This is a genomic window from Pedococcus sp. P2_E4, from assembly GCF_056403935.1.
Window position 1 is genome coordinate 1 of the sequence record NZ_JBFUEO010000002.1, and the last position, 14,322, is coordinate 14,322.

Below are 14,322 nucleotides of genomic sequence, written 5' to 3' on the forward strand. Positions count from 1 at the left end.
GCGTAGCGCCGCACCGAGCGGTGCCCTCCGGGAAGGTCGGCCGACGACCTCGGTGCCGCCATCGCGATCTCGACGAGGACGGCGTCCGGCAGCACCCGACCGGGCGAGATGTCGCGCTCCTGGGCGAGCAGGTCGCGGGCCTCCCAGAGCTCGCGGACCAAGGCTGCCGTCCGCCGCTGGCGCACCTTGTGCATGCCGCTGGTGCGCCGCCACGGGTCGACGCGTGGCGGGGGTCCGGTGAAGGACAGCAGGGCCTGGAACTCCTCGCGGGCCCACTCGGCCTTGCCCTGCATGGCCAGGTCGACGCCCATGAGGTTGCGCAGCTCGACCAGCACCTCGACGTCGAGGGCCGCGTAGCGCAGCCACGGCTCGGGCAGCGGCCGGGTGGACCAGTCGACGGCCGAGTGCTCCTTGGCCAGGCCGAGCCCGAGGTAGTGCTCCACCACGGCGGCCAGGCCGACGCGGGGCAGACCGATCAGGCGTCCGGCGAGCTCGGTGTCGAACAGCTGCCGCGGTCGGAGCCCGACCTCGGCGAGGCAGGCGAGGTCCTGGGTGGCCGCGTGCAGGATCCACTCGGCATTGCCGATGGCGTCGTCGACCGGGCTCAGGTCGGGGCAGGCGATCGGGTCGATGAGCCACGTGCCGGAGCCCTCGCGGCGCAGCTGCACGAGGTAGGCGCGCTGGCCGTACCGGTAGCCGCTGGCGCGCTCGGCGTCGAGGGCCACCGGACCCTCGCCTGCCGCGATCGCCCGGGCGCACGCGAGCAGGTCACGCTCGCTCTCGACGACCGGGGGGACGCCGTCGACGGGGAACTCCAATGGCGTGAGCTCGACGGCGGGCTCGACCGCAGCGTCCTCGATGACCGCCGCCTCGTCGAGGGCGGCACCGTCGTCGAGGGCGTCATCGACGACGGACTCGACGACGCCATCGCCGGCTGGCTGTGCCGCGGGCTCGGCTGCGTCGGTGTCGGTGTCGGTCACCGGGTCAACCTACCGGGCCGCCGCGGTCAGCGGCGTGGGCCGGGCAGGGCGATGACGCCCTCGGGCAGCGGGGGCAGCCCCGCAATCGTGCACAGCAGGTCGGACCACGCCAGCAGGTGGGCGCCGACGTTACCGGCCACGGGGGTCCAGGAGGCGCGCACCTCCATCTCGACGCTGGCCGGCCGGTCGGAGAGGCCTGCGAAGCTCTCGGACACCACTCGCGTCACCGTGCCCGCCTCGGCCGTGTAGCCCAGGTGGTGTGACTCGAGGGCATCGGTGAGCCAGGACCAGCCGACCGCCCCGAGCATGGGGTCGCTCGCCAGCTCGGGCTCGAGCTCGGCTCGGGCGAACGTCACCGCGCGCCACGCGCCGTCCCAAGGGTCGGGCACCGAGGGGTCGTGCAGCAGCACGAAGCGGCCCGAGGCCAGCTCGTCCTCGTCGGCGGCGGCGCCCACCACCTCGGCGGTGAGGGCCACGGCATACGGGGCGATGCGCTGGGGTGCGGGCACCTCCGTCAGGCGGATCTCGGGGCGCAACCGCGCTCCGCGCAGGTCGCTCAACGCCTGCGTGAATTCGGGTGAGTGGTCTCCAGGGACCGTTCGGCTGCCCACCATCAGAGCGTATGCCGCCGGGCGGGATATCACAGGCAACGGCACGCCGCGCGGGGTGTCGGAGGGCGTGCCCGGGGCCACCGGTAGCGTTCCGGTCATGCTCTCCCTGCTCGCGCTCGCGTCCAGCGCCTGCTGGGGAACCGCGGACTTCTTCGGCGGCCTCTACTCCAAGCGACGTCCCGCGGTGGCCGTCGTGGGGTGGACCCAGTCGCTGGCGTTTCTCGTGCTCACGGCCGTGGTCCTCGCCCGCTGGGGCGACCTCACGTGGACGGAGTGGCCGCTGTGGTCGGTGGCCGCGGGCGTGTCCGGCATCACCGGGCTGCTCTGCTTCTACACCGCCCTGTCGATCGGGACCATGGGCGTGGTCGCCCCGATCGCGGCGCTCGGCGTCGTGGTGCCGGTGCTGCTCGGCGTGGCCACCGGTGACCAGCCCTCGGCCTGGGCCTGGACCGGGATCCTCGTGGCGGTCGTCGGCGTCACCCTGGCCTCCGGCCCCGAGCTGAGCGGGGCCGTCTCGGCTCGACCCGTGGTCCTCGCGGCGGTCGCCGCGGTGGGCTTCGGGTTCGCGATGTTCGGCATCGACCGCGGTGCGCGCTCCTCGACCCTGATGACGCTGTGGGGGATGCGCCTGACGTCGGTGGTCGTCTTCGGGGTCATGGCGCTGCTCGTGCGCTCGGTCGGCGGTGTCGTCGTCCGCGACCTGCCGCCCCTGCTGCTCATCGGGTGCGGCGACATGGCCGCCAACGTGCTCTTCGCGATCGCGTCGTCCCGAGGTCAGGTCAGCGTGGCGAGCGTCCTGGCCTCGTTGTACCCGGTGGCGACGATCCTGCTCGCCCGGGTGATCCTCAAGGAGCGGCTGCGCCGCGTGCAGCAGGTCGGCGTCGTCCTGTCGTTGGCCGGTGCTGCCGTCATCTCGCTCTAGGCCCCGACCTAGACTTGCGCGGTGACCTCCCCGAGCGACTCCACCCTCGTCAAGGCTGCCCGCCGCGAGCCCGTGACCCACACCCCCGTGTGGTTCATGCGTCAGGCCGGCCGGTCGCTTCCGGAGTACCGCAGGGTCCGTGAGGGCGTGGGGATGCTCGAGTCCTGCCGGCGCCCCGACCTGGTCACCGAGATCACCCTCCAGCCGGTCCGTCGTCACGGCGTCGACGCCGCCATCTTCTTCTCCGACATCGTGGTGCCGCTCGCGGCGGTGGGGGTCGACCTCGACATCGTCGCGGGGGTCGGGCCCGTGGTGGCCAAGCCGATCCGCACGCGCGGCGACCTCGACCGCCTGCCCGAGCTGACGCCCGACCACGTCCCGTACATCACCTCGGCCGTGCAGCAACTCGTCGGCGAGCTCGGCACGACGCCTCTGATCGGCTTCGCCGGGGCCCCGTTCACCCTGGCTAGCTATCTCGTCGAGGGCGGCCCGAGCAAGAACCACGAGCACACCAAGGCGCTGATGTACGGCGACCCGCAGCTGTGGCACGACCTGTGTGCCCGCCTCGCCCAGATCTCGGGTGCGTTCCTCGACGTCCAGGCCGCCGCCGGCGCGTCGGCCGTCCAGCTCTTCGACTCGTGGGTGGGAGCCCTGCCCCGAGCGGACTACGAGCGCTTCGTCGCCCCGCACTCGGCCGCCGCGCTCGCCGCGGTGGCCCGACGCGGCATACCGAAGATCCACTTCGGGGTGGGCACGGGTGAGCTGCTGCCGGCCATGGGCGCTGTGGGGGCCGACGTGGTCGGGGTCGACTACCGCGTGTCCCTCACCGACGCGCTCGCCCGCCTCGACGGGTCGTATGCCGTGCAGGGCAACCTCGACCCGGCGCTGCTGTTCGCGCCGTGGGAGGCGCTGGAGGGCAAGGTCCGGAGCATCGTCGACGAGGGACGGGCGGCGCCGGGCCACATCTTCAACCTCGGCCACGGTGTCCTGCCTGACACCGACCCCGACGTCCTCACCCGAGTGGTCGACCTGGTCCACGAGATCAGCCAGCGCTAGACCCCGAGCCGCGTGCCTCGCGCGCACATCGGCGCACACCGGCGCGCACCGGCACGCGACCCGGAGGTTGGGGGGCTACTCGGGCAGCACGGTCGGAGGCACCGGGGCCGGACGGCGGCGGCGCCACACCAGCCAGGCCGGGACGCCGAGCAGGGTGGCGAGGACGGTGAACGGGAGCAGCGCGCCCACGATCGTGGCGGCGATGTTGACCGACGCGGTGAACGCCTTCCAGCCACCCTCGAGGCCGGCCAGGAACCCGGTGGCGTCGTCCTCCGGCTGGGCGATGACGCCGGGCACGGTGGTGAGGCTGATCTGGATCGGCGAGCGGGCGACGCTGCCCTTGAGTGCGGCCAGCTGCGCCTCGAGGGACTCCAGGTCGGACTGCCTGCGGGTCAGCTCGGCCTCCATCGCCACGATCTGGTTGAGGTCGGTGGCGTCCTTGAGGAACGCGCGCACCCGCTCGACGCTGACCCGCATCGTCTCGACACGGGACTGGGTGTCGACGATCTGGTTGCCGACGTTCTCGCTCGCGGTTGTCGAGCGGATGACGGTGCCGACGCCGGAGAGCTCGGCCACGACCTGGTCGAGCTTGGCCGACGGGACCGAGATGGCGATCTCGGCGTAGGTCGTGGCCGTCACCCTTGAGGAGTCGGCCAGCGGGATGTCGCCGCTGCCCCCGGTGCCGATGTTCTCGGACAACACGATGCCCTCGGCCGTCGCCGTGGTGGAGCGCACCTTGGCCACGGCCTGGCCGATGTTCTTGACCTGCAAGGCGACCGAGGCGGTGCGGGCGAGCTGGTCCTGCGCCGCGGAGAGGTTGGCGGGAGTCACGCCGGTGCCCTTGCTGCCCTGGGCCGATCCGGACGACGGCGCCTTGGCAGCGTCTCCACTGTCGCGGAGCTGGTTGCCCGACTGGCCGCCGGACTGGCTCCCCGACTGGCCGCCCCCCGACCGGTCGGCGGCAGGTGCCTCGGCGGACGAGGAGCTCGAGTCGCCCCCACCGCCTCCGCAGGCGGCCAGGGCGAAGGCGGCCAGGAGGGCGCCGGCGAGGGCGGTGGTGGTGCGGAGCCGAGGCGACGTGCGGTCAGACATGGGAACCCCCAGGTGGTCGAAGCACAACAGGACGGTCGAGCGACACGGCTTGGACTGGCATCGTGCGGCTGACGTTCCCAGCCGCTGGTGTCGAAACCGTCACGATCTTGAAAGGGTGTGGGCATGGTCGGGTCACGAATCGTCATCGTCGGTGGGGGAGTCGCCGGACTTGCCTGCGCTTGGGAGCTTTCGCGTGCGGTTCCCGGCGCCACGATCACGCTCGTCGACGCTGCCGACCGCCCTGGCGGCAAGCTGCGCCGCGAACCCGTGGCCGGGGTCGCGCTCGACGTCGGTGCTGAGTCGGTGCTGGCCCGTCGGCCCGAGGCCGTCGACCTCATGACGCAGCTCGGGCTCGAGGTCACGCACCCGGCGACGACGGCCGCGTCCATCTGGTCGCGAGGTGAGCTGCACCCGATGCCGCGCGGGACGCTCATGGGCATCCCGTCTCCGCCGTCCTCCGCGCTCGGGGTCCTGTCAGCCGACGAAGTTGACCGCGCCGAACGCGAGACCCCTTGGGGCGCAGGCGACTTCGACGATGTCTCCGTGGGGGACTACGTGGCGGCGAGGCTGGGTGACGCGGTCGTCGACCGCCTCGTCGAGCCGCTCCTCGGCGGCGTGTATGCCGGCCGAGCCAGTGAGCTGTCCCTGCGCGCCTGCCTCCCGGGTGTCTTCGCGGCCGTGACCGCGGGTGCCAGCCTCACCGACGCCGCCCGTGAGGCGGCCGCCAGGTCCGCGCTGTCGTCGGCCGGGTCGGCGGAGCCCGTGTTCGCCGGCGTCGACGGGGGCGTGGGGCGGCTCGCGGAGTCGCTGGTGGAGTCGCTGCGCGGCAGCGGTGTGCTCATCCGCAGCGAGGCGATCGTCCGCGAGCTGCACCGGCAGGCCGACGGCGCCGGTGCCGCGTGGTCGGTCGTCGTGGGACCACGGCCCAGGCCGGAGCGGCTCGAGGCCGACGCAGTCGTCCTCGCCGTCCCTGCCGCGCCCGCGAGCCGGCTGCTCGCGCCGGTCGCAGGCCAGGTGTCGCGGGACCTCGCAGAGATCGAGTACGCCTCGATGGCGATCATCACGCTGGCGGTGTCGGCCACCGGCCGGGACGGCGACGAGTTCCTCCCCCTGGTCGGGTCCGGGTTCCTCGTCCCTGCTGTCGAGGGGCGCACGATCAAGGCCAGCACCTTCACGTCGTCGAAGTGGGAGTGGGCCGCGCACGCCGCGGACGACCTGTCCTTCCTGCGCGCCTCGGTCGGGCGGCACGGCGAGACGACCGACCTCCAGCGACCCGACGACGAGCTGGTGGCCCTGGCGGTCGCCGAGATCAGCGAGGCCCTCGGACACCAGTTGCCGAGGATCGTCGACACCCACGTCCAGCGGTGGGGCGGGGCGCTTCCGCAGTACACCGTCGGCCACGTCGACCGCGTCGCGCGGATCCGTGCCGGTGCGGCAGCCCTGCCGGGGCTGGAGCTGGCGGGCGCGGCATACGAGGGGGTGGGGATCCCGGCGTGCATCGCCACCGGGCGTGCGGCGGCCGAGCGGGTGGCGACCCACCTGCAGGAGCGCTCCGCGGGCGCGGGAGGATAGGGGCATGACCGACCAGCACCCCACCAACCCGAACGCCGCCCGCATCCGCGAGGTCAACGAGTCGATCCGCTACGCGATGTGGTCGGTGTTCGCCGTGACCGGTCCGGTCGGCGACAACCGCGAGGTGATGGCCAAGGAGGTCGAGGACCTCTTCGCGCAGCTCGAAGCCGAGGGGGTCGTGACCCGCGGCGTCTATGACATCGGGGGCATGCGGGCCGACGCGGACTTCATGGTGTGGTGGCACGGCGAGCGGATCGAGGACGTGCAGCGCGCCTACCGCGCGCTGCTGCGCACGGAGCTCGGGCAGCTGCTCGAGCCGACCTGGTCGGCGGCCGCGCTGCACCGGCCGGCGGAGTTCAACAAGAGCCACATCCCGGCGTTCCTCGGCGACGAGGCCCCCAAGGACTGGATCTGCGTCTACCCCTTCGTGCGGTCCTACGAGTGGTACCTCCTGCCCGACGCCGAGCGTCGCGACATGCTGCGCGAGCACGGGCAGATGGCCCGGGACTACCCGGACGTGCGCGCCAACACGATCGCCTCGTTCGCGCTGAACGACTACGAGTGGGTGCTGGCCTTCGAGGCCGACGAGCTGCACCGCATCGTCGACCTCATGCGGGAGCTTCGGGCGTCGCGGGCCCGCATGCACGTCCGCGAGGAGCTGCCGTTCCACACGGGTCGTCGCGTGCCCGTCGGCGAGCTCATCGCGTCGCTGCGCTAGAGGACTGGGCCCCAGTCGTCAGTCGTCGCTCGGCCGCAGCGTCATGCTGATCGAGTTGATGCAGTAGCGCTGGTCGGTCGGGGTGCCGTAGCCCTCACCCTCGAAGACGTGCCCGAGGTGGCTCCCGCAGCTGGCGCAGCGCACCTCGACCCGCTTCATGCCCATCGAGACGTCCTCGATGTACTCGACCGAGTCACCCGCCAGGGGGGAGTAGAAGGACGGCCACCCGCAGTGGCTGTCGAACTTGGTGCCTGAGGTGAACAGCTCGGCACCGCACGCCCGGCAGGCATAGACGCCCTCGGTCTTGGTGTCGGTGTACTCGCCGACGAAGGGGCGCTCGGTGCCCGCCTGGCGCAGCACCTGGTACTCGGCCGGGCTGAGCTCCGCACGCCATTCGTCCTCGGTCTTKGACACGGCATACGTCCGGTCGTTCTGCTTCATGCTCATCGTTCGGGACCTTTCGGTTCGGGTGGCACCTGTTCAACACGGTATGGCGCGTGGTTCGTTCCCGAGGGCACGCCCGGATGCCCGCTACGCCTCGGTGCCCACCGAGTCGGAGACCTCGGCGGCGACGCGGCGGCGCAGGTGGGCCGTGTGCGGGTCGCCCGCCACGGCGCCGATGTCGACCCGGAAGCGGGTGTGGTCGGCACCGACCAGGCCGAGGGTCCACCGATGGGGCTCGCTGTGGTGCTCCTCGTCGCTGATCGCGAGGGGAGACCCCGAGGCGCCTTCCCAGACCAGGGCGACGAGGTCGCGGGCAGCCTCGACCGCCTCCTCGCGGGTGAGCCGTCGGTTCGACGCCGGTGCCAGGGCACTGAGGTCCTGCATCAGTGTTGTCAGTCGCTCGAGGCCGGCCACCGCGTCGGCCGTGGGGGCCACGAGGTCCAGGCGGATCTCGGTCCGTGCCTCACTCCGCTCGGGGCCCACCCCCTCGTGGTTGCGTGACACCCGGAGTGACCACAGGGTCTGTTGGCCCATCTCCACCGGGACGCGGGCGAGCAGGTCGAGGACGGAGCGTTCGTCGAACGACTGCCACGGCGCGATGTCGATGGACACCACGAACGCGTCGACGGTGTCGGCGTGGGCGATGCGACGCAGGGTCGCGATGATGCGCACCTGGTCGAGCCGGAACACGTCGACAGCGCTGCTCGCCGCCGCCGAGGTCACGACCCCAGCGTGTTCCCCGGACGCGGGTGGGTCAAGGCATACGATCGCCGCGTGACTGCTGCCGCGATGGTTCAGGTGCCGGGGGGACCGGACGGTGTCCGCGAGGTACGGATCTCCAGCCCCGACCGGCTGATCTGGCCTGACGAGGGCATCACGAAACTCGACCTCGCGCAGTACGCGGTCGACGTGTCGGAGGGGTTCATGCGCGCGCTCGGCAACCGGCCGGTGACCCTGCAGCGGTTTCCTGACGGGATCACGGGCGAGGAGTTCTGGACCAAGAACCCGCCCAAGGGGATGCCGGACTGGATCACCCCGGTGATGTGCACCTACCCCAGCGGACGCAAGCACCTCCAGGTGGTCGTCGACGAGCCCGCCAGCGTGGTGTGGGCGATGCAGATGAACACCGTCACGTTCCACCCGTGGCCGGTCCGCACGAGCAACGTCGACAACCCCGACGAGCTGCGGATCGACCTCGACCCGCAGCCGGGGCGCGACTTCGGGGACGCCGTCGAGGCCGCGCTGGCGCTGCGCGAGGTGCTGGCCGAGATCGGGCTGACCGGCTGGCCGAAGACGTCGGGCAACCGCGGCGTGCACGTGTTCGTGCGCGTCGCGCCCACGCACGAGTTCCTCGACGTGCGGCACGGCGTGATCGGCATCGCGCGCGAGCTGGAGCGCCGCCTGCCCGACCTCGTCACGGCGTCCTGGTGGAAGGAGGAGCGGGGCGAGCGGGTCTTCGTCGACTTCAACCAGGCCTGTCGCGACCGCACCATCGCCTCGGCCTGGAGCCCACGACCCCTGCCGGGCGCCCCGGTGAGCATGCCGGTGACCTGGGAGGCGTTGTCCTCGGTCGCACCCGGCGACTTCACCGTGCGGACCGTGCCGGGCATCCTGGCGGCCGACGGCGACGCCTGGGCCGGGATGGACGATGCCGTCGGTGACGTCTCGACCGCGATCGCCCTGTGGGACAAGGACGTCCACGAGCGAGGGCTCGGTGAGCTCAACTTCCCGCCGGACTACCCCAAGATGCCGGGGGAGCCGCCACGGGTGCAGCCGAGCAAGCGCCGCAAGGACAAGGGCGACGACGAGTACATGGGCCCGAAGGCCGACCGCGACGCCGAGCTGCGCGCCCAGTGGGGGCCGGTCGTCCCGCCCGTGGCGCCGATGCTGGCCAAGCCGGTCAAGGGGATCCCGAAGGGCGACTACCTCTTCGAGCCGAAGTGGGACGGGTTCCGGTCGATCATCTTCCGTTCCGGTGACGAGGTCGAGATCGGCAGCCGCAACGAGAAGCCGATGACGCGGTACTTCCCCGAGGTCGTCGAGGCGGTGCTGGCCAACTTCCCGCAGCGGTGCGTCGTCGACGGCGAGATCGTCCTCATCGGGGGGTCCGGCGACCGGCTCGACTTCGATGCGCTCCAGCAGCGGATCCACCCAGCCGCATCACGGGTCAAGAAGCTGGCGGCCGAGACGCCGGCGAGTTTCGTGGCCTTCGACCTGCTGGCGATCGGCGACCAGGACCTGACGGGTGAGCCCTTCGAGGTGCGGCGGGCCGCGCTCGAGGAGGCGCTGGCAGGTGCGCAGGCCCCGATCCACCTCACCCGCGCGACCCGGGACCCCGCGGTGGCGCAGGACTGGTTCGAGCAGTTCGAGGGGGCGGGGCTCGACGGCGTCATCGCCAAGCCCCTGGACATCGCGTACGTCCCCGACAAGCGGCTCATGCTCAAGATCAAGCACGAGCGCACGGCGGACTGCGTCGTCGCGGGGTACCGCACCCACAAGAGCGGCGACGCCGCCATCGGCTCGCTGCTGCTCGGCCTTCACGCCGAGGACGGCTCGTTGCAGAGCGTCGGCGTGATCGGGGCCTTCCCCATGGCCCGCCGCAAGGAGCTGTTCGAGGAGCTGCAACCCCTCGTGACGGACTTCGACGACCACCCGTGGGCGTGGGCCGCCCAGGAGATGGGCAGCCGGACGCCGACGAGTGGCGCGACGTCCCGATGGAACGCCACCAAGGACCTCTCGTTCACGCCGCTACGACCCGAACGCGTCGTCGAGGTGAGGTACGACCACATGGAGGGGTCGCGCTTTCGGCACACCGCCCAGTTCGTCCGGTGGCGTGAGGACCGCACCCCTGAGTCCTGCACCTACGAGCAGCTCGAGGAACCGGTGAGCTTCGATCTGGCCGACGTGCTCGGAGACCGGTGACCGTGCCTGTCCAGAGTCGTGCCCGACAGCAGAGTCGTGGCCGGCAGGCCGCCGTGGCCGCTGCCGTCTCCAGCGCGTCGGCGGTGGCCGTCGGGGGAGTGACGGCCCTCGGGGCCGCCGCCTACTTCGCCCGCAAGGTCCTCACACCGGACCGTCAGCGCCCGGACGACACCCAGATCCTCGGGGTGGGCGACTCGTCGGTGGTCCTGGACCTGACTCCCGACACGGTGATGCCCGGTCGGTACGGGCTGTGGCTGGACGGGGCCGGCGGCCACGTCCGGCTCGGCGACGTGCTCGACGTCGACGAGGACCGCGGCCGGGTCCGTCGTGCCGTGGACGGTGTCGACTACGGCCACCTGGCGCCCGGGTTCGCCCGCTGGAACCAGTACTACTACGCCGGGCCGCCGGATCGGGCCCTCGGCCTGCGGACCGAGTACGTCGACGTCGTCACCGAGCTCGGGACCATGCCTGCCTGGGTGGTCCCGGCGCCCGCCGCGTCGGACCGCTGGGCGGTGCTGGTGCACGGCAGGGGAGCGCGCCGCGACGAGGGTCTTCGGGCCGTCAGGCCGTTGCACGACAACGGGATCAACGTGATCATCCCGAGCTATCGCAACGACGTCGGCGCCCGCAGTGGGCCCGACGGCCGCTACAACCTGGGGCTGTCCGAGTGGAGGGACATCGAGGACGCGGGGCTGCACGCCGTCAGGCGCGGCGCGCGAGAGCTCATCCTTGTCGGGTGGTCGATGGGTGGGGCGATCGTGCTGCAGACACTCAGCCGGTCCTGGCTGGCCGACCACGTGTCCACCGTGGTGCTGGACGCCCCGGTGATCGACTGGGGCGATGTCCTCGTGCACCACACCCGCGCCCACGGCATACCGGCTCCGATCGGTGGGCTGAGCAGGGCCCTCATGGGGCAACGGTCGGCGCGCCGGCTGGTGGGTGTCCACGACCCGGTGGACGTCGCCAAGACGAACTGGGTGGCGCGGTCGCACGAGCTGGCACACCCGACCTTGCTGATCCACTCCGTCGACGACGAGTTCGTCCCCGTGGGGCCGTCGCAGGAGCTTGCGGCGGCGAGACCCGACCTGGTGACCATGGAGCACTGGGACACGGCCCGGCACACCAAGGAGTGGAACGTCGACCCCGAGCGCTGGGAGCGTTCGGTGGCGGAGTTCGTCAGCTCTTGACGCGCCAGCGGCCGAGGATCGTGCCGTCCTGCTCGACGAGGAGCATCGGCGTGAGGTGCCGGTCGAACGCGGGGCCGTCGACGATGGCCTTGTGGTTGCCGCCGACGACCATCGGCGACCAGGTGAGGTCGAGCTCGTCGACGACGCCCGCGGCGAGCAGGCTGCCGAAGAGCTGGGGCCCGCCCTCGCAGAGGATCTGCCGGAATCCCTTGTCCTCGAGCGCGTTGCGCATGGCACGCAGGTCGACCCGGTCCTTGCCGACGGTCAGGACGAACTCCTCGCCGATCAGCTCGCGAGAGGCGTCGAGGGCGTGCCGGTCAGCCCCGGAGCGGGTGACGAGCAGGACCGAGCCGACGGGGCCGTCGGCGACGCTGACCGGCAGCTGGCCGGAGTGGCTGACCACGACGAGGGTCGGCGCGGCGGGGTCGTCGGCCCGCAGGGACGGGTAGCTCTCGGCGCGCACCGTGCCGGCGCCGACGACGACCACGTCGCTCTGACGGCGCAGCAGGTCGAACACGACGTGGTCCGCCTCGGTGTTGATGGTTCCGGTCCGACCGTCCGCGCCGGTCGCGGCACCGTCGAGGGTGGCCACGAAGTTGGCTCGCAGCCAGCGTCGTGCCGGGGCGGCGTACAGGTCGTCGAGGGTCGTGGCGTCGATGGTCTGTCCCGGCGTGCGGGTGCCCGACGCGTCGAGCAGCAGGCGCATGAGGGGCAGTCTGTCACTCGGATGGTCAGGAGTCGGTCATACCCCGGCTGAATACTCGACCAGCCGTCCTGCGAAGCGCCGCGTCAATTGTTCCCGGTGGCCGCGATGCCGGCGACCACCATCAGGCCGATCGCGGCGAGCACCGTGAGTCCCACTCCCACACCGAAGGCGATCCATCCCCAGCGCGTGAGGGTGGCGGAGCGAGCAGGCGAGTTCTTGTGCTGGACCACCGCCACGATGCCCAGAACCGCAGCCGGGAGCGCCATGACGCAGCCCAGGAGGGTGAAGACGCCGGCAACGGCCAGCTGCACCACGGCCGAGGAGTTGTCCGGGCCCGCAGGCGCGGGAGTCGACCGTCCATGGTGGGTCAGTTCTGGCTCGTTCGTCGTGTTCGTCATGTCGCTCACTGACCGGATCCCTTGGGTGGTGCACTGCGAAGGTCCACCGTAGGGGTCTGGCCCACCCTGACGGACACGATTGGCCAAACCCTCCTAGGCTGCACCCCGTGCCCGGCTCCCTCCTCGACCGCTCCCCGCGGCTGGACCGTGGTCGGCTGGTCCGCGAGCTGGTGCCGCCACCCCGGTTCGACTCCGAGCGCTTCGCCACGTACCGGCCGGACCCTGCCCAGCCCAGCCAGGCGCGCGCGGTCGAGCGACTCCACGCGTATGCCGCGGGGCTGGGTGCCCCTGCGCGCAGCCGGTTCGGGTTGCGTCGTGCCCGGCCGGCGGCCGCGCGGGGCGTGTACCTCGACGGCGGGTTCGGAGTGGGGAAGACGCACCTGCTGGCGTCGCTGTGGCACGAGGCGCCCGGGCCGAAGGCGTTCGGGACGTTCGTCGAGTACACGAACCTGGTCGGTGCGCTGGGATTCGCTGCCACCGTCGAGGCCCTCAGTGGGCACCAGCTCGTCTGCATCGACGAGTTCGAGCTCGACGATCCCGGCGACACGGTGCTCATGGCGACCCTGCTCGGACGACTGGCGGAGGCGGGGGTCTCGCTGGCCGCCACGTCCAACACGCTCCCGGACGCCCTCGGCCAGGGGCGGTTCGCCGCCGAGGACTTCCTGCGCGAGATCCAGGCGCTGTCATCACGGTTCGACGTCCTCACGGTGGACGGCCCGGACTACCGTCATCGCGACACGATCGACAGCCCAGCCCCGTTGGCCGAGTCCGAGGTGGCAGACGCGGTGGACCGCGAAGGTGGCCTGCTCGACCACTTCGTGGATGTCACGCGGCACCTGGCGACAGTGCACCCCAGCCGGTACCGCGCGATGCTGGACGGGGTGGAGGCGGTCGGGTGGACCCACGTGCGCCCCGTGCCCGACCAGGCCGTGGCCCTGCGGCTCGTCGTCCTGGCCGACCGGCTCTACGACGCCGACATCCCGGTCCTCGCCAGCGGCGTCCCGTTGGGTGAGGTCTTCCCACCCGAGCTGCTCGCGGGCGGCTACCGCAAGAAGTACTACCGGGCTCTGTCCAGGTTGACGGCGCTGGCGGCCCACTCCGATGGCGGGACATCCTGAGAGTCGGGTGGCCAAGGGCGCACTGCCCCTCTGGCGCATCCCTCCGGGGTGCGCCTAACCTCCAGGCATGAGCCGGTTCGGTTTCCGAGGGCAGCCTGAGCCGCCTGGTGAGGCGTCGGGCGACGAAGACCCCGTGGTACGCCAGTACCGCTATCTGCTGCGCACCGCGCCGGCCGATGCGCTCGAGGCGGCGCACGGGGAGGCGATTCCAGCGCTGTCACAGGCGAATCAGGAGTCCCTGCTGGAGGCCGTCCAGGGCAGCCTCCTGGTCGGTGGCCACCTGACCACCAGGGACCACGCGAAGATCGCGCACCTCGTCACGGCCGGCGAGCGTCGGGCGCCGGGCCAGCTGCTCGCGGCCCTCCCGGCCGACGTCCTCCAGAGCCTCGCCGCCGCAGTGCTGGATTCCGAGCCGTCCTTCGGGTTGCTGGGCGGCTACGCGTCCTGGGACGGCGCCGAGCCGCAGACCCCGGACCACCCGGACTGGGCGGACGGAGGCTTCGACCCCCAGGTGGGGACCGGGAAGCCGCGCAATGACCCCCGGACCGCCAAGGGCTACGCGGACGGGGGCCCCTGACCCCTGAGCTGCGCGAGGC

Annotated in this window: 15 protein-coding genes; 8 read left to right on the plus strand and 7 right to left on the minus strand. The window is 72.0% G+C overall.

Annotation, left to right across the window (positions count from 1 at the left end):
• Window positions 1-860: HRDC domain-containing protein (locus AC1DV7_RS01420; protein WP_477594189.1), on the minus strand; the 860-nt coding region annotated here is incomplete at its 3' end.
• A 146-nt stretch (window positions 861-1,006) separates the two neighbouring features.
• Complete coding sequence (locus AC1DV7_RS01425; protein ID WP_477593853.1) at window positions 1,007-1,594, minus strand: DUF3000 domain-containing protein; 588 nt, start codon at window positions 1,592-1,594, stop codon at window positions 1,007-1,009.
• A gap of 94 nt (window positions 1,595-1,688) precedes the next feature.
• Between AC1DV7_RS01425 and AC1DV7_RS01430 the strand changes: the two genes are divergently transcribed.
• Together AC1DV7_RS01430 and hemE are read left to right on the plus strand one after the other, a co-directional pair.
• Entirely contained in the window at window positions 1,689-2,513 is an 825-nt protein-coding gene (locus AC1DV7_RS01430) for an EamA family transporter (protein WP_477593855.1), read from the plus strand.
• A 21-nt stretch (window positions 2,514-2,534) separates the two neighbouring features.
• Window positions 2,535-3,569, plus strand: a complete 1,035-nt coding sequence (hemE, locus tag AC1DV7_RS01435) for a uroporphyrinogen decarboxylase (RefSeq protein WP_477593856.1) — start codon at window positions 2,535-2,537, stop codon at window positions 3,567-3,569.
• A gap of 75 nt (window positions 3,570-3,644) precedes the next feature.
• Here hemE and AC1DV7_RS01440 read toward each other — a convergent pair whose 3' ends face one another.
• The gene (locus tag AC1DV7_RS01440; RefSeq protein WP_477593858.1) at window positions 3,645-4,661 is read right to left on the minus strand and encodes a DUF4349 domain-containing protein; all 1,017 of its coding nucleotides are present in this window, start codon (window positions 4,659-4,661) and stop codon (window positions 3,645-3,647) included.
• Window positions 4,662-4,784: 123 nt separating this feature from the next.
• On the opposite strand from AC1DV7_RS01440, the gene hemG reads away from it, so the two are divergent.
• Together hemG and hemQ are read left to right on the plus strand one after the other, a co-directional pair.
• Window positions 4,785-6,233, plus strand: coding sequence for a protoporphyrinogen oxidase (hemG, locus tag AC1DV7_RS01445; RefSeq protein ID WP_477593860.1), 1,449 nt, complete (start codon window positions 4,785-4,787; stop codon window positions 6,231-6,233).
• A 4-nt stretch (window positions 6,234-6,237) separates the two neighbouring features.
• The gene (hemQ, locus tag AC1DV7_RS01450) at window positions 6,238-6,951 is read left to right on the plus strand and encodes a hydrogen peroxide-dependent heme synthase (RefSeq protein ID WP_477593862.1); all 714 of its coding nucleotides are present in this window, start codon (window positions 6,238-6,240) and stop codon (window positions 6,949-6,951) included.
• 18 nt (window positions 6,952-6,969) lie between these two features.
• On the opposite strand, the gene msrB is transcribed toward hemQ, so the two are convergent.
• Both msrB and AC1DV7_RS01460 read right to left on the minus strand, forming a co-directional pair.
• Window positions 6,970-7,398, minus strand: a complete 429-nt coding sequence (gene msrB / locus AC1DV7_RS01455; RefSeq protein ID WP_477593864.1) for a peptide-methionine (R)-S-oxide reductase MsrB — start codon at window positions 7,396-7,398, stop codon at window positions 6,970-6,972.
• Between the two features lie 84 nt (window positions 7,399-7,482).
• Window positions 7,483-8,118 carry a hypothetical protein gene (locus AC1DV7_RS01460; RefSeq protein WP_477593866.1) on the minus strand — a complete coding sequence of 212 codons (636 nt, stop codon included), beginning with the start codon at window positions 8,116-8,118 and terminating at the stop codon, window positions 7,483-7,485.
• 51 nt (window positions 8,119-8,169) lie between these two features.
• Here AC1DV7_RS01460 and AC1DV7_RS01465 point away from each other — a divergent pair, with 51 nt between their 5' ends.
• Window positions 8,170-10,317, plus strand: coding sequence for an ATP-dependent DNA ligase (locus AC1DV7_RS01465; RefSeq protein ID WP_477593868.1), 2,148 nt, complete (start codon window positions 8,170-8,172; stop codon window positions 10,315-10,317).
• A 2-nt stretch (window positions 10,318-10,319) separates the two neighbouring features.
• Window positions 10,320-11,504 carry an alpha/beta hydrolase family protein gene (locus tag AC1DV7_RS01470; RefSeq protein ID WP_477593870.1) on the plus strand — a complete coding sequence of 395 codons (1,185 nt, stop codon included), beginning with the start codon at window positions 10,320-10,322 and terminating at the stop codon, window positions 11,502-11,504.
• Here the strand turns inward: AC1DV7_RS01470 and AC1DV7_RS01475 are convergent.
• Entirely contained in the window at window positions 11,494-12,210 is a 717-nt protein-coding gene (locus tag AC1DV7_RS01475) for a dihydrofolate reductase family protein (RefSeq protein ID WP_477593872.1), read from the minus strand. The two genes, AC1DV7_RS01470 and AC1DV7_RS01475, sit on opposite strands and share 11 nt — an antisense overlap.
• An 83-nt stretch (window positions 12,211-12,293) precedes the next feature.
• A complete protein-coding gene (locus AC1DV7_RS01480) occupies window positions 12,294-12,617 on the minus strand; it encodes a hypothetical protein (protein ID WP_477593874.1) in 324 nt (107 codons plus the stop codon).
• Between the two features lie 98 nt (window positions 12,618-12,715).
• Here AC1DV7_RS01480 and zapE point away from each other — a divergent pair, with 98 nt between their 5' ends.
• On the plus strand, window positions 12,716-13,726 hold the full coding sequence (gene zapE, locus AC1DV7_RS01485) for a cell division protein ZapE (protein WP_477593876.1): 1,011 nt from the start codon (window positions 12,716-12,718) through the stop codon (window positions 13,724-13,726).
• 67 nt (window positions 13,727-13,793) lie between these two features.
• On the plus strand, window positions 13,794-14,303 hold the full coding sequence (locus AC1DV7_RS01490; protein WP_477593878.1) for a hypothetical protein: 510 nt from the start codon (window positions 13,794-13,796) through the stop codon (window positions 14,301-14,303).
• Window positions 14,304-14,322 lie beyond the last annotated feature (19 nt).